Genomic DNA, 19,916 nt, shown 5'->3' with positions numbered 1-19,916 from the left:
TCATGCTCAATTTTCTTCCCGGCCCGGTAAAGGGCACATTGTCATTTCTATTTTACCTGATCAATACCATGGTGATGTGTACATTTATTTTCATTGTGGCCATGGTGAAATTTGTTGTGCCACAGCCATCCTGCCGGGTGGTGTGTGACCGGTTGCTAATTGGCATTTCAACGGCATGGATCAGTATCAATCTTTTTAATTCTCGCCTTTTCACCCGCGTTGTCTGGGATATCCGGGGTGTGGATACCCTGGAGATGGAAGGATGGTATCTGGTGCTTTCCAATCATCAGTCCTGGATGGATATTCTGGTGCTCCAGACCGTATTCCATGGCAGGATACCCTTTTTGAAGTTTTTTCTAAAAAAAGAACTGATCTGGGTGCCGTTTCTGGGTCTTGCCTGGTGGGCACTGGATTTTCCCTTCATGCGTCGGTATTCCCGGGCGTTTCTGGAAAAACATCCCCATTTAAAGGGAAAGGACCTGGAAAGCACCCGCAGGGCCTGCGAAAAATTTAAAGCCCTTCCCATATCCATTATGAATTTTGTGGAGGGCACCCGGTTTACCTGGGCAAAACATGGGGCACAAAAATCCCCCCACCGGTACCTTTTAAAACCCCGGGCCGGGGGGGTGGCCTTTGTCTTGGGTGCCATGGGAGAAAACATTCACCGCGTTGTTGACGTAACCATTGTCTATCCCCAGGGTGCAGACAGCTTTTGGGGGTTTATTTCCGGGCGGGTGAACCGCATCATCGTGGATGTGAAGTCCATGCCGGTGTCCCAGGACATGGTGGGGGATTTTTTTAATGATGCTTTGTTCAGAGATCGTTTCTGTCAATGGTTAAATGCACTCTGGCGACAGAAAGATGATACGATACATCGCCTTCTGGGACATGTAGATCATAAAGTATCACATGAAATCCCTTCACAGCAGGCTGCTGTATCACCAGAAGACAGCCATGCCTGCCAGGAGAAAGTGGGCATCCACGATGAACTCAAGGTTGCTTCCCGGCAGTAGATAGCCGTTTTCGCACCGGACAATGAGATTTAAAAGAAGGGTGGGAATAATGGCCAGTAGGAATCCGATGGAACCTGTGATCCCAAGGGTGGTGGCAATGAGAAGCATGACGGTTACGCTTGTCAGAACCGTCTTGATAAGGGCCAGACTCTTTTCTTCACCCAGTATCAGGGGTAGGGTTTCTTTGCCGGTGATTCTGTCCCCCTGCATTTCCAGTACATTGAAAAAGGCAGTTCTGGCAAAGACCAGCCCCGTAGCAAAGACAAAGGAAACGGCCACGGCAGAAAAGGTAAAGCTTTCCATGGCTGGCAGAATGGATGTCACAGTCCCCCAGGCAGCGGCAATAAGAAGGGTTTTTGACCCGGGAATATCCTTTAAAGCCTTAAATCTGCTTACGCCTGGTAGAAACGAAAAGATGTCAAGATTATAGGTCAGCCCCAGAAAGCTCATGGTCATAAGTATCATAAAGGCCATGGTGCTGTGGGAAAAGGAAAGTATTAACCCGGCACCGCCACTGACCAGGGCCACCGTGGTCATTTGGGATTTATGGGTTTCGTAGAATTGAGCCCGCTCGGGATGGTTGTACCTGTCCGAAGAGATGGTTAAAAGATTGTTTAAAATCTGCATGGACAATACGTAGAGTCCTGCAACAACGGCATGGATCAGTACATGGTCCAGCTCCTGGAGGTAGGCGCAGGCAAGGGTGAGACACCCGGCACCTGCGGCCAGCAGTACATTGGTTTTCAACAGAAGGTTTCGGACCTGGAAAAACACCCGGTTTTTTTTCTGCCCGGCCCGTATATGCTCTTCAATGGCCCGGCAGGTTTTATTGATGATCCAGTTGGGGGTGGATGCCCCGGCGGTGATGGCAATGGTGTCTGCAGGGTCAATCAATTGGTAATCAATCTCTGAAATATCTTCAATGTGCATGGAGGGTTTGCCCGTGGCCTGGGCAATCTGGGCAAGCCTTTGGGTATTGCCGCTGTGTTTTCCCCCCACCACAATGACGGCATCGCTTTTTTCAGCAATTTCTCTGGTTTCCGCCTGGCGTTTTTCCGTTGAGTGGCAGATGGTGTCATGGATCTTGTAATGGGGGTGATTTTCAGCGATCCAGTGTTTGATCTCCTGGAATAAAGAAGTGTCCTGGGTGGTCTGTGCCACCACCACTGCCTTGTCAAAGGCGGGCAGGGTTTTGACCTCTTTCAGACTGGCGGCGGTGAAGCCTTTTTCCCCAGCATAGCCCAGAAGGCCTCGCACCTCGGGATGATCTGCATCGCCAATGATGATGGCGTTGTAACCCTTATCATGGTGACGGCCGATGATGGTCTGGACCCGGATAACCCGGGGGCAGGTGGCGTCAATGACCTTAAAGCCTGCGGCCTCAAGGGCAGTTTTATCCCGGGGGGGGACCCCGTGGGCACGGATGAGAATGGTCCCTTCTCCCTTTTCGGGAATATCCTTGATACTGGGGATCCCCTTTTCCTGGAGCATTTCCTGGACCTGGGGGTTGTGAATCAGAGGACCAAAGGTGCAGATGGGACCCCCGGTGCGATTGGCGGCATCCAGAACCATATCAACGGCCCGGCGGACCCCCATGCAGAAGCCAGCGGTTTTTGCAACGGTGATTTTCATGAAAGTTTGTCCAGAAGCTGGATGATTCGCTGGAATTCATCCTCGTTTTTAAAACTGATTTCCAGTTTGCCCTTGTTTCCCTTTTTCTTTATTTTTACGCTGGATTGAATTTTTTTGGTAAGGGCGGTGCACAGGGTTTCCAGCTGGGTTTTTTCGGGGGAGGGCGGTTCCAGAACACCGGGTTTTTCCTTTATTTTTTTTACCAGCTGCTCTGTGGACCGCACGGAAAGATCCCTTGAAATAACGGCCTCCCAGGCTTTGATTTGGAGGGCTTGTGCGCCTGCTCCAAGAAGCGCCCTTGCATGACCCATGGAAATTTGGTTTTCTGCAAGGCTTTTGCTGATGGGTTCCGGTAGTTTGAGTAATCTTAAAAAATTGGTGATGGCGGAACGACTTTTTCCGATTTTTTGCGCCACCTTTTCCTGGGTGTATTTAAATTCCATGATGAGACGGTGGTAGGCTTCGGCCTCTTCCAGGGGATTTAAATTTGCCCGCTGGATATTTTCTATGATGGAAACTTCCAGCACCTGTTCATCGGAAAGATTACGGATAATGGCTGGGATGTGGGTCAGATTGGCCCGTCGTGCTGCCCGGAAACGACGTTCTCCGGCAATGAGTTCGTACTTGTCGTTTTGCTTTCTGACAAGCACTGGCTGCAAAACGCCCTGTTCAATAATGGACTCCTTGAGATTCTCCAGATCTTCTTCGGAAAACAGAGTTCTTGGTTGAAACCGGTTGGGGATAATATCATCTATGTCGCACATGAAATAACTGCCCGATTTTTTATCCATGGGCTGAATATCGGGAATGAGGGCAGAGATCCCTCTGCCAAGTCCGGTTTTTCTTACTTTCTTTCCTGTCATCTGTTCAAGAGTTCCTTTGCAAGGGCCAGGTAACTTTTGGCACCGGGGGAGCTGGCATCATAGGAGATCACCGGCATGCCATAACTGGGGGCTTCTGCCAGTTTGACATTGCGGGGAATTTTGGTTTTAAAGATCATTTCCTTAAAATATTTTTCTGCATCCTCCACCACCTGGCGGGCCAGGTTGGTTCTTTTATCATACATGGTTAATAGGATTCCTTCAATGCGCAGGCTGGGATTGAGGGACATTTTAACCCGTTTGATGGTTTCAAGCAACTGGCCAAGCCCTTCCAGGGCAAAAAATTCACTTTGTAGAGGTACAATCACCGCATCTGCGGCGGTGAGTGCATTGAGGGTCAAAAGACTCAGGGAGGGAGGGCAGTCGATGATGATGTACTTGAACTGCGTTGTCACCTTTGACAACAGATCTCCCAGAATTCGTTCCCGCCTTGGCTTATCCATGAATTCCACTTCAAAACCGATGAGGTCCACATTGCATGGCAATATTTTGAGTTTTTTGATTTCCGTGTCACAGATGAGGGATGAAGGAGGCATCTCACCGATCAGGCCGTGATATAGAGATGCCGTTAGACTTGGCTTGTCAATACCAGTGGCTGTGGTGGCATTGGCCTGGGGGTCGCAGTCCACAAGCAGGGTGTCTTTTCCTGAAATGGCAAGGGCTGCTGCCAGATTCACCGCCGTGGTGGTTTTACCCACACCACCTTTCTGATTGGAGATACTTATTGTTGTTGTCATAATAGTCCATTAAGGGAATAAAGGTGCCTTGGCCTGTTAAACATCGATACTCATTATTTTTTGTTATAGCTGCCACGGGCAGACCGTATCCTGGATCGGGCCAGCCCACAATGAAAATTGAAAATCCCTTCTGGTTTGACGGGAGTTCCATATAAAACATACATGGCAATAACCACCTGCCACAAAGAACAATGAAAAAGCCGTTGCTGTTAACACACAATACCTAATATCCAGCACCTGCTTTTTCATATAATGGATCAGCTGACTGATAACATAAAGTTTCTTTCAGCGCAAAAAAAATTTAAATTATTTGTTTTTTATTGAGAACATGTTAAAGAAAGACGATTTGATGCAATAGATAATACAATAAAACTGTGTAAAGCTGTCAGGGCAGGGCTTTTCAGCTTTGAGGTTTTCATGAATTTTTATAAAAAAAAGTGATTAAAAATGAGGTGAAGGTTAATAAAAATGGTGGACAAGAACGTGGGACCGGATATAGCTGAAACGTTGGGTAAAGTGGATTCTCCCGATAAAATGGATGTGATCTTCAGGCAGTACATGGATGATGTCCAGTATGCCCGTCTAAAAACCATAGAAAATGTAGAAGTGCTCAAACGCATCGCCAATGCCATTGCAGTGTGTCGGCCCCGGTCGGTGTTTGTAAACACCGGCAGTGGAGACGATCGTCAGTTTATAAAAGAACTTGCTCTTGAAAATAAAGAAGAAGCACCGCTGGCAATGGAAAATCATACCATTCATTACGACCTGGCACAGGAGCAGGGCCGTATTGTAGATCGTACTTTTTACATAGCAGATGTTGATGAAGAGATCAGCAGTCTTGCCAACCGCATGGAACGTCAAAACGCCCTTGAGGAAATCAACATGCACATGGTCGGCATCATGGCGGGTAAAACCATGATTGTGGGCTTTTACATGCGCGGACCTGTGGGGGCACCTGCATCCAATCCTGCTCTTGAACTGACAAGTTCCGCCTATGTGTCCCACAGTGCAGAAATCCTTTATCGCAATGCCTTTAACGGATTCGATAAAGAGGTGGAAAAGCGAGGGCATTTTTTTACCAACATACATAGTGAAGGGCAGAATCGAACCGAAGATCTTCCCAATGCCCGGGTCTTCATGGACAGACGTTACCGGACCACCTACAGCTATAACTGTACCTATGCTGGCAATACCCTGCTGTTGAAAAAAGGAAATCACCGCTTTGCCGTGGACAAGGCCGTGTATGAAAACCGGGGAAAAGAGTTGTCCGAGCATATGTTTATCACCGGTATTAAAGGCCCAAGTGGGCGGGTATCCTGGTGTGCCGGGGCTGCCCCCAGCGGATGTGGCAAAACCACCACGGCCATGGCCGGGGATTGCTTTGTGGGGGATGATCTGGCCCAGATGTGGATTGCCGGGGACGGGTCTGTTCGCTCCATAAATCCCGAGTGCGGTATTTTCGGCATCCTTGAGGATGTGAACTGGGAGGGTGATCCCCAGCTCATGGAAAATTTGCGTAAACCCGGCACGGAGGTCATATGGACCAATGTGCTTGTGGATGAAGACAAAAAACCTCATTGGGTGGGTAATGGAGAGCCTGCGCCGGAAAAAGGATTTAATTTTCAGGGGGAATGGTATCAGGGAAAGACTGATGCCAATGGCAAGCCGGTGCCCATCTCTCACCCCAATTCCAGATGCACCCTTGCTGCCACGGCATTGGATAATTATTCTCCGGAATCGGAAAATCCCGATGGTGTGGAAACCCGCATGATCACCTACAGCGGCCGGGACAGCGATACCATGCCTCCGGTGTGGGTTGCAAAAAATGAAGAACATGGTGTGGTCTTGGGGGCCTGCATTGTGTCTGCTGCCACGGCAACGGAACTTGGGGTCACAGGGGTTCGGCGGGCACCCTGGGCCAATGCGGCCTTTATTCCCGGGGCACTGGGGGATTATATGGATGCCCAGTTTAAATTCTTTGGTAACCCCGCCATTGCTCTGGAAAAAAAACCCGTCATGGCGGGTCTTAATTATTTTCTCACTGACGTTGCAAGGGGGGGGGATTCCAAAAAACTTTTGGGGGAAAAACGGGATGTAAAAGTATGGCTTTCCTGGCTGGAACGCTATGCCCACCGTGAGGTTAAGAGAATTGAAACCCCCATTGGACATCTGCCCCTGTATGATGATCTGAAGCTTCTTTTCAAGCAGGTCATTGACAAGGAATATCCCCATGAACTCTATGTTAAACAGTTTTCCCTGTACGTTGATAATATTATAAAACGGTTGGATTTCCAGATTGACGCATATTCCCGGGAAAAAAATATTCCAGATACCCTGTTTAAAGTTCTCCATGGTCAGAAGGCAGAACTTATGCTATTAAGACAGCACAAAGGAGCCATAGTGTCTCCCCAGGATATGCTTTGTTCCTGATACGGCACTGCCAAATACTGCAGAACAAACAATCATGGCCAAGGTCAGGGTATGGTTTTTTTATATGAAACGCCGTCCAATGAATTGAAATCTCCGGTGTTTCATTTTTAGTTGTGTCAGGTGTTTTTTGCCATGTGGCTTTTATATAAAAATCCTGGCAAATCAAAATGAGTTTTAACTTTTTGTTGCGGGTAACCCGGGTCCAGAAATGCAGTGTTCCCGTGGCAGCTATATAAAAAAATCTGTTCATTATGTGAAATTAGGTGATCAGGTTTATTATCACAGATATATTGTGGGGATGAAACACCGAAAAGGGGTTTCATCCCCATCTCTTTTAACATTATTTCTAAAGAAGCAGGTGATTGCAAATGGTAAAAATTGAAACTAGCATGGGTGAAATTCAGGTGGAACTGAATGCTGAAAAAGCACCCAAAACCGTGGAAAATTTTCTGGCATATGTGAATGCCGGTCACTATGATGGAACCATATTTCATCGGGTTATTGATGGATTCATGGTCCAGGGTGGCGGCATGACCGAGGACATGAAGGAAAAACCCACCAATGCGCCCATTGAAAACGAAGCAGACAATGGTCTTTCCAATGACGCCTATACCCTTGCCATGGCCAGGACCATGGACCCCCACAGTGCAACAGCACAGTTTTTCATCAATGTTAAGAAAAATGACTTCTTGAATCACACAGCCAAGACCCCCCAGGGATGGGGATATACGGTGTTCGGCAAGGTCACCAAGGGACATGGCGTAATCAATAAAATGAAAGGCGTGGCAACGGGGAACAAAGGGGGACATCAGGATGTTCCCACCCAGACTATCAGCATTTTAAAAGCCGAAGTCATAGACGCTTAAGCCCTTAATCAATGCCTTCGTCAATTTTAAAAATCTGCTTCGATCAGAGGGGTAAGGCTCAATATGTTCTATGTTTATTATTTCCAGAACACATCTTATGCCTGGCAAACTGATCAAGAATATAATTGGCGAAGGTATAGTTGTTGTCAGCATTTCACGAGATGTCATCCTTGCTACACATCCCTTTCTTGAATTCATGACGGTCAATATGGATAGCTGTTCTGACCGTTCCCCCGGATTGACTTTAGTTGGGTATTTGACCAGTGGTATATTTATTTATGTCTGGTGAATGATATTTATTATATATGTATACCCTGTTTTGTGTTATGTGTTTATTTGTTTTTTTTATTTGGAGCTCTGATTATATTGTCTTGTTGTCTTTGAAAAAGTTTGCTACACATTCCCATTGAGATTCTGTGAAATGTAATGTTTCAGATAAGGCTTTCTTCAGGAACGCATTCGTTTTCAATGTCATCTGTCATCATGTCAGTGACATGGGGAATTATGAATCCAACTCTTGGCAGATATTCTTGGCAAACTCGTTTAAAGGAAAGTGAATGGGCTATATAATTTTATCTTGATTTTATTGGTTTTATCTGGTTATGATCATTTACCAAAAACATGTTGTGCATTTTTTGAAAATTTGAGACACACAATGATGCGTCTCACCGCATATACTGAAAAGATTTTGATTGCAGGAGGTATAAATGTTTAAAATTGTCCACCGGGAAGAGATGGCGCAGGGGACCATCGTATTGAACGAAATTGAGGCACCCCGCATTGCCGTCAAGGCAAAACCCGGTCAGTTTGTAATTCTTCAGGCCAATGAGACCGGCGAGCGGGTTCCATTGACCATGGCCGACGTGGACCCGGAAAAGGGTACCATTACAATCATCTACATGATTGTTGGAAAATCCACCACTCTCTTTGGGCGCATGGCCGTGGGCCAGGAATATTATGCGGTCATAGGGCCCCTTGGCAAAGCCACCCATCTTGAGAAAAAGGGAAAGGTGGTGTGCGTGGGCGGCGGCACCGGTATCGCCGTGCTTCATCCCATCACCCGGGGCCTGAAAGAAGTGGGCAACGAGGTTATCACCATCCTGGGTTCCCGGAATAAAGACCTGCTGATTCTGGAAGATAAAATGGCAAAGGTGTCAGACACTCTGCATATCTGCACTGATGATGGTTCCAAGGGGCACCATGGATTTGTAACCGACATACTTAAAGATGTCCTTGCAAAAGAAGACATCAGTCTGGTGGTGGCAATAGGTCCTGTCCCCATGATGAAGTTTGTCTCCATGATTACCAAAGAAAGCAATGTGGAAACCCTGGTCAGCCTGAACCCCATTATGGTGGATGGTACCGGTATGTGCGGCGGATGTCGGGTTTCTGTGGGGGGGGAAACCAAATTTGCATGTGTTGATGGCCCCGAATTTGATGGTCATAAAGTGGATTACGATGAATTGTCCAAACGTCTCCAGGCATATCAGCCAGAAGAAAAACTCAGCATGAACGGATGTAGGTGTAAATAAGTTTCCTGCTGTCACAGGCGTTTTATTTTTTTTGTTTTGGCAACTATGCCCGTGTGGGCATGTATTTTATACTGGAGGATGTAATGGCAGAAACGAAAGTCAAAAAAGAGAAGACACCACGGGTGAAAATGCCTGAACAGGCACCCGATGTGAGAAATAGAAATTTTAAAGAGGTCCCCTTGGGCCTGACACCGGAAATGGCACAGCTGGAAGCATCCCGGTGCCTGCAGTGCAAAAAACCCGCCTGTGTGGAGGGTTGTCCTGTGTCCGTCAATATTCCGGGCTTTATTAATAAAATTGTTGAAGGTGATTTTGCCGGTGCCGCAGGAGTTCTGTGGGAAAAAAATGCTTTGCCTGCGGTGTGTGGTCGGGTGTGTCCCCAGGAAATTCAGTGTGAAGGCCGATGCATTGTGGGCAAGAAAGACAAGCCGGTGGCCATTGGTTATCTTGAGCGGTTTGCTGCGGATTATGCCCGGAACAGCGGTGAAGCCACCCTTCCCAAGGTGGCGGCAAAAACCGGTAAAAAAGTGGCTGTGGTGGGTTCCGGCCCGTCGGGCCTCACCGTGGCAGGCGATCTTATTGTCAAAGGACATGAAGTCACTATTTTTGAAGCCTTTCATAAAACTGGCGGTGTATTGGTGTATGGTATCCCTGAGTTTAGGCTTCCCAAGGACATTGTGGGATCTGAAGTGGCAACCCTGGAAAAACTGGGCGTAAAAATTGAGACAAACAGTGTGGTGGGCACCACCCTCACCGTTGACGAATTGTTTGAAGAGGGGTATGATGCCGTTTATGTGGGCGTGGGTGCCGGGCTTCCCCGGTTCATGAATCTGCCCGGGGAAAATCTCATCGGTGTTTTTTCTGCCAATGAATACCTCACCCGCACCAATCTCATGAAGGCCTATCTATTCCCCGAATATGACACCCCGGTGGCCAAGGGTAAAAATGTTGTGGTCCTGGGTGCCGGAAATGTGGCCATGGATTCAGCACGAACAGCCATGCGTCTGGGAGCAGATTCAGTGAAGGTTGTGTATCGACGTTCCCGGGATGAAATGCCCGCCAGGGCCGAAGAACTGCACCATGCCGAGGAAGAGGGCATTGAGTTTGTGCTGCTGACCAACCCCACCCAGTTTTTTGGTGATGAAAATGGTCGTCTTGTGGGCATGGAATGTCTGAAGATGGAACTTGGCGAACCCGATGCATCGGGTAGACGTCGTCCCGTGCCCATTGAAGGATCGGAATATCGCATGGATTGTGATCTGGTGGTGGTTTCCGTGGGAGCCAAGGCCAACCCGCTGTTGACCAACGCCACCCCGGACATCGGACTAAACCCCTGGGGAAATATTGTTGCCGACCCTGAAACGGGCAAGACAACGAAAAAAGGGGTATGGGCTGGCGGTGATATTGTCACCGGCATGGCAACGGTTATTCTTGCCATGGGAGCCGGTCGTGAAGCCGCAGATTCCATGCACAAGTATCTCACACTGGGATGGTGATACTACTTAATTCGACAAAAAATGACTGTCGGGTAAATCAAGACTTGAAATTGAATCCAGCATGATTTACACATGTAGTTAATGTATGAATCAGGATTTTTTTGAAAGGGAATTAAGAGCCGCAAATAGACACTATTTGTAAGACTTGCCGTCCGGCTCTTTTCCCTTTCTGTTTTTTTGTGCTGCCTGTTATTTTTTCTGAGTAAATTTACAGGGACACTTCATGGAAGGATAGTGGAAGGTTGTGTGCCCCTTGTACAACAACGTAACTCAGGGGTATAATATGGTTGCAGTTATTTCTGGTTGATGGTAGAGTGGTGTTTCAGTGCAGCTTGATAAACACCTTGTGATTCACCAGTGACAATGCGTATATATATCCTTTAATAAACTTTTGATCGCCAAAAATACTCACGAGACGAATTCCTCCCTCTTCCGGAATCACCGTGTCCACGGCTTCCATCAGCATTTCTTCCTTTTCATCTTTCACAAGGTAAGCTGTTGCTTCGCACATATTTTTTTACTCCTTAAGGTTCGGTTGAAAATTTTTGGCATACCTGTCAATGAGTTCATCAACAAGCTGGGGCAGGGGCGTTGAGGCAAGTCCCACAATGGCCAGGTTCTCCTGGGTAAGTGGCAGAAGCAGTTTTTTTGCCGGTGACTGGGCAATGGCCTCGGCCATTTCCGGTGTCAGTTCTCCCATCATGGCATGGGGCATGATGATGCCCACGGTTCCAACGATGAAGTCGGCTGTTTTAACAGTCTGGACAATGGCATTGATGCCCGATGCCCCCCGATTGGCCCGGGATTTGAGCATCTGGGCCGTGGCAATGGCATTGGTGCCCAGGGCCAGGACTTCAATGCCCTCACCGAATCGCTCCTTGAGCTTGCGGATGATGGTGGAACCGATGCCGCCCCCCTGTCCGTCAATTACACATATTTTGATTAATTTGTCTAGGTTCATGGCTTTTTTTAGCCTTGTCCATGACGATTGTCAAGGATTGTTATGGGCGAGCGGATCCGGTTTTCCAAAGGGTAGGCCTTGCTGTGGCCAAGGCCAAAAGATAACGTCTGCTTTTAGGGCCTTTCTATCCTGATCAGAGTTCAAGGATTCATTGCATAGATGAAAGATCTGGCTCGGGCTTTGGGAGCAAATGGTGTTGAAAAAGCACAAAGAATTGAGTAGGCATGGGGCGATATATCCGATGATGCTCCCGGGTATGAGAAAAAGGGCAAGGGAGTTCAAGAGCATTTGAGGGGGCTTGACATGGCCGTTTCCCTTGAAAAATTCCCCAGCGTGAAAAAACATGTAAAAAAACATGTAATAGGGTGTGGTAATATCTGTCAGCTTGATCACGACCACATGAACAGGGGGCCTCTTTTTCTCAATGTGAATAAGATGAGTTCCCGGGATTAGGGCCATGACGTGGTCTTTGAATTTTGGGGGAACTTGATTTATACCTTTCACATTGGGAGAGGTTTCCATGAGCAGTTTTAAAATGGACAGGCATGTGTTGTGCAGATCTATTTTTTCACCCTGCCTTGTGACTTTAAAGGTGCCGGTATCCATTTTTACATCCCCCATCGTCGGGATTCTGTTGTCCGTGGGTGTCTTTCTGACCAGGTGCATTCCGCCGATGCCGTCCATGGCAAAATTCAGGAGATATCCCTTTGCTTCGAGAAAGTCCACCAGGTTCTCCACGGTGGTCGGATTGTCTTCAATTATCAACAGTCGTATGTTTTTATCCATGATTTTTAATGCACATTGTTTCCCGTGTAGTACTTAAAACGTTCCATGGCAAGTATTAAAGAGACCCTGGCAATGGCCAGATCCCCCAGGGCGCTCACAAGGTTGTTTTGAACTTCGTTGAGCCTTACCAGGGAGGCCTGTCCGGCAGCATACTCTTTTTCCACAAGGTTTCTCATCCGCTCCACAAGATCCGTGTTTTCCTTTTGAAGGATCAGTTGCTGACGGGTGGTGTTGATATCCTCCAGGGCAGATCTGATATCTGACATGGCGGTGAGCTTTGAGGATTCCAGCTCATTTTTTAACTCTTTTTTTGCTGATTCTGCTTCCCGGACACTGGATCGGGTGCTTCCTCCGGAAAAGAGTTCAAAATTAACGGTGACCCCCACAGCCCCACCCATCTTATCGGTGTCTGCCATGTCACTGAAGGTTTCACCGGAACTTACGCCGTAGGAACCGGTCAGGGAGACTGTGGGGTAATATCCTGCGGTTGCCATGTTGATCTGGGCGTCGGCGGCCTTTACTGCGTATGCTGCCTGGAGAAGATCCGGTCGCTTTGCAAGAAAGGTCTCCATGTCGTTGTCTTCATATGGAGGCGGTGGCATATTTTTATTTTCAAATATCCCAAGGCCGGTGTCGTTGATCTCCAGGGGCGCGATCTCCAGGTTTTGCGGAAGCTGGGCGTCGGCATATCCCAGAAGGGCGGCAAGTCCATGGCAGGACTCCTTTAAATCCTGCCGGGAGCTTATCAGGAAGGTGTTTGCCGTGTTCACCTTGGTTCTGAAATTTAAAAGATCGCTCAACGAGCCCGTCCCCGCTTTTTCCCTGGCAAGGGCTTCTTTTTCCTGCTGCCGGTTAAAAGCCATGTCCGATTCAACGATTTTAATGTTTTCCCTTGCCAGCTGGATGTTCAGAAAACTCTGGGCCACCGACCAGGCCAGGAGCCGCTGAGCATCCTCCCGGGAGGCCATGCTCATTTTTTTCCCATACCTGGCAGCCAGGATGGTGTATTTTCTTAAGAATCCGTCAAAGAGGAGTTGGGTTGCCAATATTCTATTGGCGTACTGTTTCTCATTGTATCCATAGGTGGATGTCCCAGTCTTTTCTGTATAGTTCCATGTCGAGGTGGTGGATATTGTGGGCAGATATGCTGCCCGGGCCTGGACAATGGCTTCCCGGGCCTGGTTCACCCGTTCCCGGGCTGCGGCAAGGGATGGATTTTTTTCAAGGGCCATCTGTTTTGCAGATTCCATGGTGATCAACTCTTTACCCATGGCGCTGGAGGCGATAAAAAGTGTCATCAGTACCATGGGAATAATTGTTTTCAAGTGTTTTAATTTCATTTGTTTTCTCCGCTGTTTTTGTAAATATTCGACTAGTGTCGAGTCAAAGATCTAATGTCGGATTGAGCTGAAATCGGGTGACATGTACACTGTTATTTTTAACCTGATTTCAGCGGGAACGAAGCGACTATATTCGATTGGCATGACACTAGTATAGCTTGGCATAAATTCCATTACGCTTATTGATCAACTAAACCAAGTAACTGCATATCTGATATCATTTATAATGGTCAAAAGACAGGGAATCAGCACCAGGGTCAAGATGGTGGCAAAGGCCACTCCGAAAGCTAAGCTGTCTTGCATGCTGGCTGGTCTCCAAAATTAACGGTATAAGTCCCCCTACGGTGCTGATGGAGGTGAGCATTATGGCCCTGAACCGTCGCCCTCCCCCTCTAGAACAATTTCAATACCGGGATGGTCAGCTTCTAACTTTTTAAAAAGTGTTTGTTGAAAATTTATCATCACATCTGCGGCAACGATTTTTCCCGTGTCGGATGCTGAAAAATCAAGGGGCTGCGCTCCGATGAACTCCCCTGCACCACCCGTTTCATCAAGGGGATGGGGATGGAGCCAGTACCCACGTGTTGGTCACGGCATTTCTCGAGATGGAACCCATGAGTCCGCTGGCAAAAATAGCCATTTGGGCTGGCCCGCCGATCATTTTACCCATTATGGCAATGGAGAGTAGAATGATGAAACCCCGGCCCCGGATTTGAGCTTGAGCTCAAGATCGACCACCTGCCATAATTGGCGAATACTTATAAGCTCCGGCAGAGCTTGTAACTAAGCCCGGCTTTTACTTTATAATGTGTTTTCGCAGTGCTACTAAATGAAATTTGGATCAGTCCGATGTCTGACATCTGATTTTATAATTAGAAAAATCATTTCCTGTCAATTTGAAATATGGGAGCTGTTTAATCGTAGGTGATCCTTCGTAAAACCTTGCCCAGAAAGGTCCGGTCCCCAAAATATCAACTTTTTTTATAAAGGAAGTTCCATGCGTTATCCTGCCTACATTGAAGAAAGAATCGTTTTTCCTGATTTTTATCGTGTGAAAATCAACCATCCCCCCCGGGGAATTGAAAACCCCGTGGCCGTTTTGAATGCAAAGTTGCAAAACATCCTTCCCCGTTCGGGTATTAAACCTGGCCACACGGTGGCCATTGGGGTGGGCAGCCGGGGAATTGTCGATATTTCTGAACTGCTTACGGCCCTTTGCCAGGCTATCCGTGAAATGGGGGCATCCCCCTTTATTATTCCCTCAATGGGCAGCCATGGCGGGGCCACAGCCGACGGTCAGGTCCAGGTGCTTCATAAACTTGGGATTTCCGAGGATGTATGTGGTGCCCCTGTTTTGTCTTCCATGGCGGTGGACAGGGTGGGAGAGGTCATGGACGGGGTGCCGGTGTATTTTTCCCGGGAGGCCCTTGCCATGGATCATGCCATTTGCATCAACCGGATAAAACCCCATACAAAATTTAAAGGGCCGGTGGAAAGTGGGCTTTATAAGATGCTGTGCATTGGCATGGGCAAGCATAAGGGGGCTCTGACCTACCATAACATGGCACTCAAGTATGGATTTTTTCCCCTGCTCAAAGCCATGGGGGATGAAATTGTCCAAAAAACCAATATCCGTTTCGGCATTGCCGTTGTGGAGGATTTTTTTGACCAGACCATGGACATTGAGCCTGTCATGGCCCATGAAATATTCACCCGTGAGCCAGCACTTCTTGCAGCAGCCCGGGATCAGTTTCCCCGTCTTCCCTTTAACGAACTGGACGTGCTGGTGATTCAACGCATCGGTAAAGAGATCAGCGGTTCCGGCATGGATCCCAATGTCACCGGACGAACCTTTGATTTAATGGAAGACGATTTTTCAGACTGCCTCAAGGTGGGTCGCATTGCCATTTTAAACCTCTCTGAGAAGACCGCAGGCAATGGCATCGGGCTTGGCAATGCCGACATCATAACAGAAAAGGTATTCAACGGCCTTGATTATGAAAGTACCCTTATGAATGCCATGACCAGCATGTCGTTGAGAAAGGCCTTTATTCCCATCCGCCTGCCCAGTGATGAAAAGGCCATCCAGGCGGCCTTTACCACCCTGGGACCTCTGAACCCTTTAAATATAAGGGCCGTTATTATTAAAGATACCCTCCACGTCCAGGAGTTCTGGGCAAGCAAAGCCCTATTGCCCGACCTTGAGGCCATGGACATCGCCGAAATTTTTGAAAAAGTTGTCTTGGGCTTTGATGAAACAGGGGAATTGGAAAATATTTGATAATTGAAAAATCTCTTTGATAGACATATGATATGTGATATATTAGATACCTATGAGTTTATCATGATATATCTGCATACGGCGGCAGATATTTTTACCCCTTAGTTTCAGGGGTAAGACAATATATTTACTTGGATGGTTTGAAAAATGAAAATGACCACCGAAGAGGCTTTTGTAAAAGTACTTCAGATGCACGGTATTGAACACGCTTTTGGAATTATCGGCTCTGCCATGATGCCCATCTCCGATCTGTTTCCCAAGGCTGGAATCATCTTCTGGGACTGCGGTCATGAGGGAAATGCCGGAACCATGGCCGATGGCTTCACCCGCGCATCGGGCAAGATGTCCATGATGATTGCCCAGAACGGCCCCGGCATCACCAACTTTGTAACGCCTGTTAAAACCGCTTACTGGAACCATACTCCCCTTCTTTTGGTTATCCCCCAGGCTGCCAACATGAGCATGGGCCAGGGTGGTTTCCAGGAAGTACCCCAGATGGCAGTATTTGAAGACATGGTGGCCTACCAGGAAGAAGTACTCCATCCTTCCCGGGTGGCAGAAGTGCTCAACCGGGTTATCATCCAGGCCAAGCGGGCTTCTGCCCCTGCCCAGATCAATGTTCCCCGGTAGCCATCCCATGTACACAGACAGGTACGCTTGGATATAACGGATCAAAGGCTGCCATGCAGCTCATTGCCAAGGCGGATGTGGTTCTTGCCCTAGGTACCCGCCTGAATCTCTTTTCTACACTGCCCGGATATGGCATTGAGTACTGGCCCACAAAGGCAGAAGTTATCCAGGTGGACATCAACCCCAATCGCATTGGGCTGACCAGAAAAATATCCGTGGGTATTGTGGGTGATGCTAAAAAAGTGGCACCTCCATTCTGGTAAAACTTGCTGTTACAGCCGGTGATGCAGATCGTGAAGTACGCAAGGCCACCATTGCAAAAATTAAAGCCGATTGGGCTGCAGAACTGGCCGGCATGGATCATGAAAATGATGATCCCGGCACAACCTGGAACCAGCGTGCCCAGGCCGCCGATCCCGCTAAAATCACCTCCCACATGGCATGGCGTGCCATTGTGGATGGATTTCCTAAGGATGCTATTATTTCTTCAGATATTGGAAACAGCTGTGCCCTGGGTGCTGCCTACCCGACATTTGAAGAAGGTCGTAAATCCCTGGCTCCCGGCATGTTCGGACCCTGTGGATACGGTTTTCCTGCCATTCTTGGTGCAAAAATTGCTAAACCCAATGTCCCTGTGGTGGGGTTTGCCGGTGACGGTGCCTTTGGTATCTCCATGAATGAAATGGCTGCCTGCGGTCGTGAAGAGTGGCCTGCCATCACCATGATTATTTTCCGTAATTATCACTGGGGTGCAGAAAAGAGAAACAGTACCTTGTGGTACGACGATAACTTTGTGGGAACGGAACTTAACCGGGATGTTTCCTATGCAGAAGTGGCCAAAGCATGCGGGGTTAACGGTGTCCAGGCCTTCACTATGGAAGAGGTCACCCAGCAGCTTAAGATTGCCGTGAAAGCCCAGATGAAAGAAGGTAAAACCACCTTCATTGAAATCATGACCAACATGGAATTGGGCGACCCGTTCCGTCGGAATGCCATGAAAAAACCCGTTGCCGTTGCCGGCATCGACAAGGCTGACATGCGTCCCCAGAAGGATGCATAAGTCGATGTCAGATTTTGTATAGCCCAAGGCTGTAATCCGCAGAAATCAGGAAAAATAAAATGGGGTCAGGCTTGCTTTTATGCAGGTCTGGCCCATTTTTTTTGAGAATTTCCACCGGAAAACAGAATCTCCAGCCATGGTGCGATTGTAAAGGAAGGTGGCTCAATGAACAGTCAGTCCATGTTGCCCCAGTGACAAAAGGAGATACTGGCATTGATATCCATGGATAATAAAATGCCCTATCGTGAAATGCCCAAAAAATTAGGCATCAATGAATCTACACTGAAAAAGCACCTTAATAAACTCAAGGCGGCGCTGTATCCAGCGGGTGGGCGGTACCCGGAAGCATTGGGAAATAAGGTGTTGAGAGGCGGTATACGTGCTTGGTCACAACTGGGCCACTTTGGGGTGGGGGCAGGGAAAGATTACCACCCGTCACCCCCACCTGAAATGTCTGTTAATGCCCGGTTACACCGCCAGCGTTATTGCCAGGCAGGGTATGCTTGTTGAAGGGGTTGCATTGCATTTAGAAATCCTTTACAGTCGAGAGGCTGGCAAATAAAGGTCATGAAGTTCTGATTCAGGCACACCCGTGAATGCCTGAAGTGCGAAAATCAGGCAGATGTTGTCCAGCCCTAGTCTGTTAAGGCGTATACAGCGTAACCAGACATCGGGTCTTTTCATCGCTTAAGCTTTTGAGCTGATGGGGGATCTGGGAATTATACTTCATGGATTCCCCGGGCATTAATGTATGATTTTTACCATCCAGTGTCAGCTCCAGTTTTCCTCCAAGCACATAAACAAACTCTTCACCCTCGTGGCGATAGTCCACCGGCTTATGCTTCTGGCGCGATTCAATGGTGATCATGAACACCCGCAGATGCTCGTTCTCCGCCCCCGGGGTCAGGCTCTGGTAATGGTAGTTGGATGTTCGCCGGGTATAGGCCTGGGCCCGTTCTCCAACAAGTTTTGTCTGCTCTTCTTCATTTAGAAATGTACCGGCATCAATGTCAAATACCTCGGCAAGCTTTAAAAGCAGGCCCACCGAAGCCGTGGTCTGATTGTTCTCCACATCTTTAATGAATTCCGGGGTGCGGCCTACGGATTCGGCCAGGACTTCCCTTGTCAGGCCGTGGGAACGACGCATGCGGATCAATCTTGAACCAAAATCGCCTCCCTCCACGGATGCGCCATCGGTGTCCATGGCATCGGCCAGGGAGCGCAGCGAAATCTGCTGAATTTTTTTGGTGAATACCGGCAGAAAAAGATTCACATCCCCCACAATACCGATGTCGGCAAAGCGGAAAATGGGGGCATCGGGGTCTTTGTTCACGGCCACAATGGTTTTTGCGCCGGTGATGCCGGCGGTGTATTGGACGGCCCCGGAGGTGCCAAGGGAAATCAAAAGTTTAGGAGAAACGGTTTTGCCGGTCTGGCCGATGAGGCGATCTTCGTCTATCCAATGCCACAGTACCGGTGGCCTTGTCGCTCCGGTTTCAGCTCCCAGGGCCGCGGACAATTTTCGAAGGGCTGAAAATCCCTCAATATTACCCAAACCTGCCCCGCCCACCACAATTTTAGCTGCAGATTCAAGGCTTTTCCGGGAGGTGGGTTCCCGACGGCTGGAAAGAAAGGTCATCTTGTTGTCCGGGAGAGCATGCTGCACCGTCAGTGTTTCGGTTTCTCCCATGGAGGTGTCTGTTTCTTTCCTGGTAAAGGCCGTGGGCTGCACCGTGATAAATCCGGTGACATCGGGGTTAGAAAATCCCAGCCGGGCCATGACTTCCCCGCCGTGGGAGGGACAAACCGCAATGATCTCTCCGGCATCATATTCAAAATCCATGCAGTCGGCAATCATGCCGGCATGGCACAGCACTGCTGCCCGGGCACAGATTTCTCGGGACATCACATTTAATGGGAAGACAAATACACTGGGATTTTTCTGACACACGCCATGGGCAAGCACCCGGGCCTCGGCTTCGGGCATCAGATAGCCCTTTACCGATGCTTCAAGTTGCAGTATCTTGTCAGCCCCGTGTTTCAGTGCCTTGTCTGCGGCAACGCTTTCAGGGACGGCTTCGGGGTTGTGGCGGGTGTCTTTTTGAGTCATGACAAAAACGGTCTTTCCACCGGTTTCAGCCGCCAGCTGCCGGGCTCCGGCCAGTACATTAAGGCTGTTGTTGAGCATACCAGAGGTTCTCAGATCTCCATATACCCAGATTTCTTTTCCAGCCACATCAGCCTTATTTGATTGTATATTCATGTCCGTTG

At 48.4% G+C, this 19,916-nt stretch carries 18 protein-coding genes; 10 read left to right on the top strand and 8 right to left on the bottom strand.

Annotation, left to right across the window (positions count from 1 at the left end; translation table 11 throughout):
- Positions 1–2: 2 nt before the first annotated feature.
- Entirely contained in the window at positions 3–1,013 is a 1,011-nt protein-coding gene (locus ACYQ2M_RS13480) for a 1-acylglycerol-3-phosphate O-acyltransferase, YihG family (protein ID WP_459916874.1), read from the top strand.
- Here ACYQ2M_RS13480 and ispH read toward each other — a convergent pair.
- Genes ispH through ACYQ2M_RS13465 form a run of 3 tightly spaced genes read right to left on the bottom strand, consistent with a single transcriptional unit; the run spans position 939 to position 4,263 of the window.
- Positions 939–2,645: a 4-hydroxy-3-methylbut-2-enyl diphosphate reductase gene (gene ispH, locus ACYQ2M_RS13475; protein WP_459916873.1), complete on the bottom strand. Its 1,707-nt coding sequence runs from the start codon at positions 2,643–2,645 to the stop codon at positions 939–941. The genes ACYQ2M_RS13480 and ispH overlap by 75 nt on opposite strands.
- Complete coding sequence (locus tag ACYQ2M_RS13470; protein WP_459916872.1) at positions 2,642–3,508, bottom strand: ParB/RepB/Spo0J family partition protein; 867 nt, start codon at positions 3,506–3,508, stop codon at positions 2,642–2,644. The genes ispH and ACYQ2M_RS13470 overlap by 4 nt, the downstream gene beginning before the upstream one ends.
- The gene (locus ACYQ2M_RS13465; RefSeq protein WP_459916871.1) at positions 3,505–4,263 is read right to left on the bottom strand and encodes a ParA family protein; all 759 of its coding nucleotides are present in this window, start codon (positions 4,261–4,263) and stop codon (positions 3,505–3,507) included. The genes ACYQ2M_RS13470 and ACYQ2M_RS13465 overlap by 4 nt, the downstream gene beginning before the upstream one ends.
- Before the next feature lie 468 nt (positions 4,264–4,731).
- On the opposite strand from ACYQ2M_RS13465, the gene ACYQ2M_RS13460 reads away from it, so the two are divergent.
- The 4 genes from ACYQ2M_RS13460 (at position 4,732) to gltA (ending at position 10,587) form a co-directional block, all read left to right on the top strand.
- A complete protein-coding gene (locus ACYQ2M_RS13460) occupies positions 4,732–6,693 on the top strand; it encodes a phosphoenolpyruvate carboxykinase (GTP) (RefSeq protein ID WP_459916870.1) in 1,962 nt (653 codons plus the stop codon).
- 368 nt (positions 6,694–7,061) lie between these two features.
- Positions 7,062–7,559: a peptidylprolyl isomerase gene (locus ACYQ2M_RS13455; RefSeq protein ID WP_459916869.1), complete on the top strand. Its 498-nt coding sequence runs from the start codon at positions 7,062–7,064 to the stop codon at positions 7,557–7,559.
- Positions 7,560–8,266: 707 nt separating this feature from the next.
- Positions 8,267–9,091 carry a sulfide/dihydroorotate dehydrogenase-like FAD/NAD-binding protein gene (locus ACYQ2M_RS13450; RefSeq protein WP_459916868.1) on the top strand — a complete coding sequence of 275 codons (825 nt, stop codon included), beginning with the start codon at positions 8,267–8,269 and terminating at the stop codon, positions 9,089–9,091.
- 83 nt (positions 9,092–9,174) lie between these two features.
- Positions 9,175–10,587: an NADPH-dependent glutamate synthase gene (gene gltA, locus ACYQ2M_RS13445; protein ID WP_459916867.1), complete on the top strand. Its 1,413-nt coding sequence runs from the start codon at positions 9,175–9,177 to the stop codon at positions 10,585–10,587.
- 322 nt (positions 10,588–10,909) lie between these two features.
- Here gltA and ACYQ2M_RS13440 read toward each other — a convergent pair whose 3' ends face one another.
- The 4 genes from ACYQ2M_RS13440 to ACYQ2M_RS13425 are packed head-to-tail and all read right to left on the bottom strand — an operon-like array spanning position 10,910 to position 13,674.
- Positions 10,910–11,098: a CooT family nickel-binding protein gene (locus ACYQ2M_RS13440; RefSeq protein WP_459916866.1), complete on the bottom strand. Its 189-nt coding sequence runs from the start codon at positions 11,096–11,098 to the stop codon at positions 10,910–10,912.
- Between the two features lie 6 nt (positions 11,099–11,104).
- Complete coding sequence (locus ACYQ2M_RS13435; protein ID WP_459916865.1) at positions 11,105–11,548, bottom strand: DUF3842 family protein; 444 nt, start codon at positions 11,546–11,548, stop codon at positions 11,105–11,107.
- A 30-nt stretch (positions 11,549–11,578) separates the two neighbouring features.
- Positions 11,579–12,334: a response regulator gene (locus ACYQ2M_RS13430; protein ID WP_459916864.1), complete on the bottom strand. Its 756-nt coding sequence runs from the start codon at positions 12,332–12,334 to the stop codon at positions 11,579–11,581.
- A 5-nt stretch (positions 12,335–12,339) separates the two neighbouring features.
- A complete protein-coding gene (locus ACYQ2M_RS13425; RefSeq protein WP_459916863.1) occupies positions 12,340–13,674 on the bottom strand; it encodes a TolC family protein in 1,335 nt (444 codons plus the stop codon).
- A gap of 997 nt (positions 13,675–14,671) precedes the next feature.
- Here ACYQ2M_RS13425 and ACYQ2M_RS13420 point away from each other — a divergent pair.
- From ACYQ2M_RS13420 to ACYQ2M_RS13400, 5 genes are all read left to right on the top strand, one after another.
- Positions 14,672–15,955, top strand: coding sequence for a nickel pincer cofactor-dependent isomerase, group 22 (locus ACYQ2M_RS13420; RefSeq protein WP_459916862.1), 1,284 nt, complete (start codon positions 14,672–14,674; stop codon positions 15,953–15,955).
- Positions 15,956–16,102: 147 nt separating this feature from the next.
- Positions 16,103–16,585, top strand: coding sequence for a thiamine pyrophosphate-binding protein (locus tag ACYQ2M_RS13415; RefSeq protein ID WP_459916861.1), 483 nt, complete (start codon positions 16,103–16,105; stop codon positions 16,583–16,585).
- Between the two features lie 2 nt (positions 16,586–16,587).
- On the top strand, positions 16,588–16,848 hold the full coding sequence (locus ACYQ2M_RS13410; RefSeq protein WP_459916881.1) for a hypothetical protein: 261 nt from the start codon (positions 16,588–16,590) through the stop codon (positions 16,846–16,848).
- A gap of 92 nt (positions 16,849–16,940) precedes the next feature.
- On the top strand, positions 16,941–17,645 hold the full coding sequence (locus ACYQ2M_RS13405; RefSeq protein ID WP_459916860.1) for a thiamine pyrophosphate-dependent enzyme: 705 nt from the start codon (positions 16,941–16,943) through the stop codon (positions 17,643–17,645).
- 379 nt (positions 17,646–18,024) lie between these two features.
- Entirely contained in the window at positions 18,025–18,207 is a 183-nt protein-coding gene (locus ACYQ2M_RS13400; RefSeq protein WP_459916859.1) for a hypothetical protein, read from the top strand.
- 81 nt (positions 18,208–18,288) lie between these two features.
- On the opposite strand, the gene ACYQ2M_RS13395 is transcribed toward ACYQ2M_RS13400, so the two are convergent.
- Positions 18,289–19,908, bottom strand: coding sequence for an FAD-binding protein (locus ACYQ2M_RS13395; protein WP_459916858.1), 1,620 nt, complete (start codon positions 19,906–19,908; stop codon positions 18,289–18,291).
- Positions 19,909–19,916: the final 8 nt, after the last annotated feature.

The organism is Desulfocicer niacini (assembly GCF_054657595.1).
Note: the sequence above shows the minus strand (reverse complement) of the source record. Positions and strands in the feature narration are given on the sequence as shown.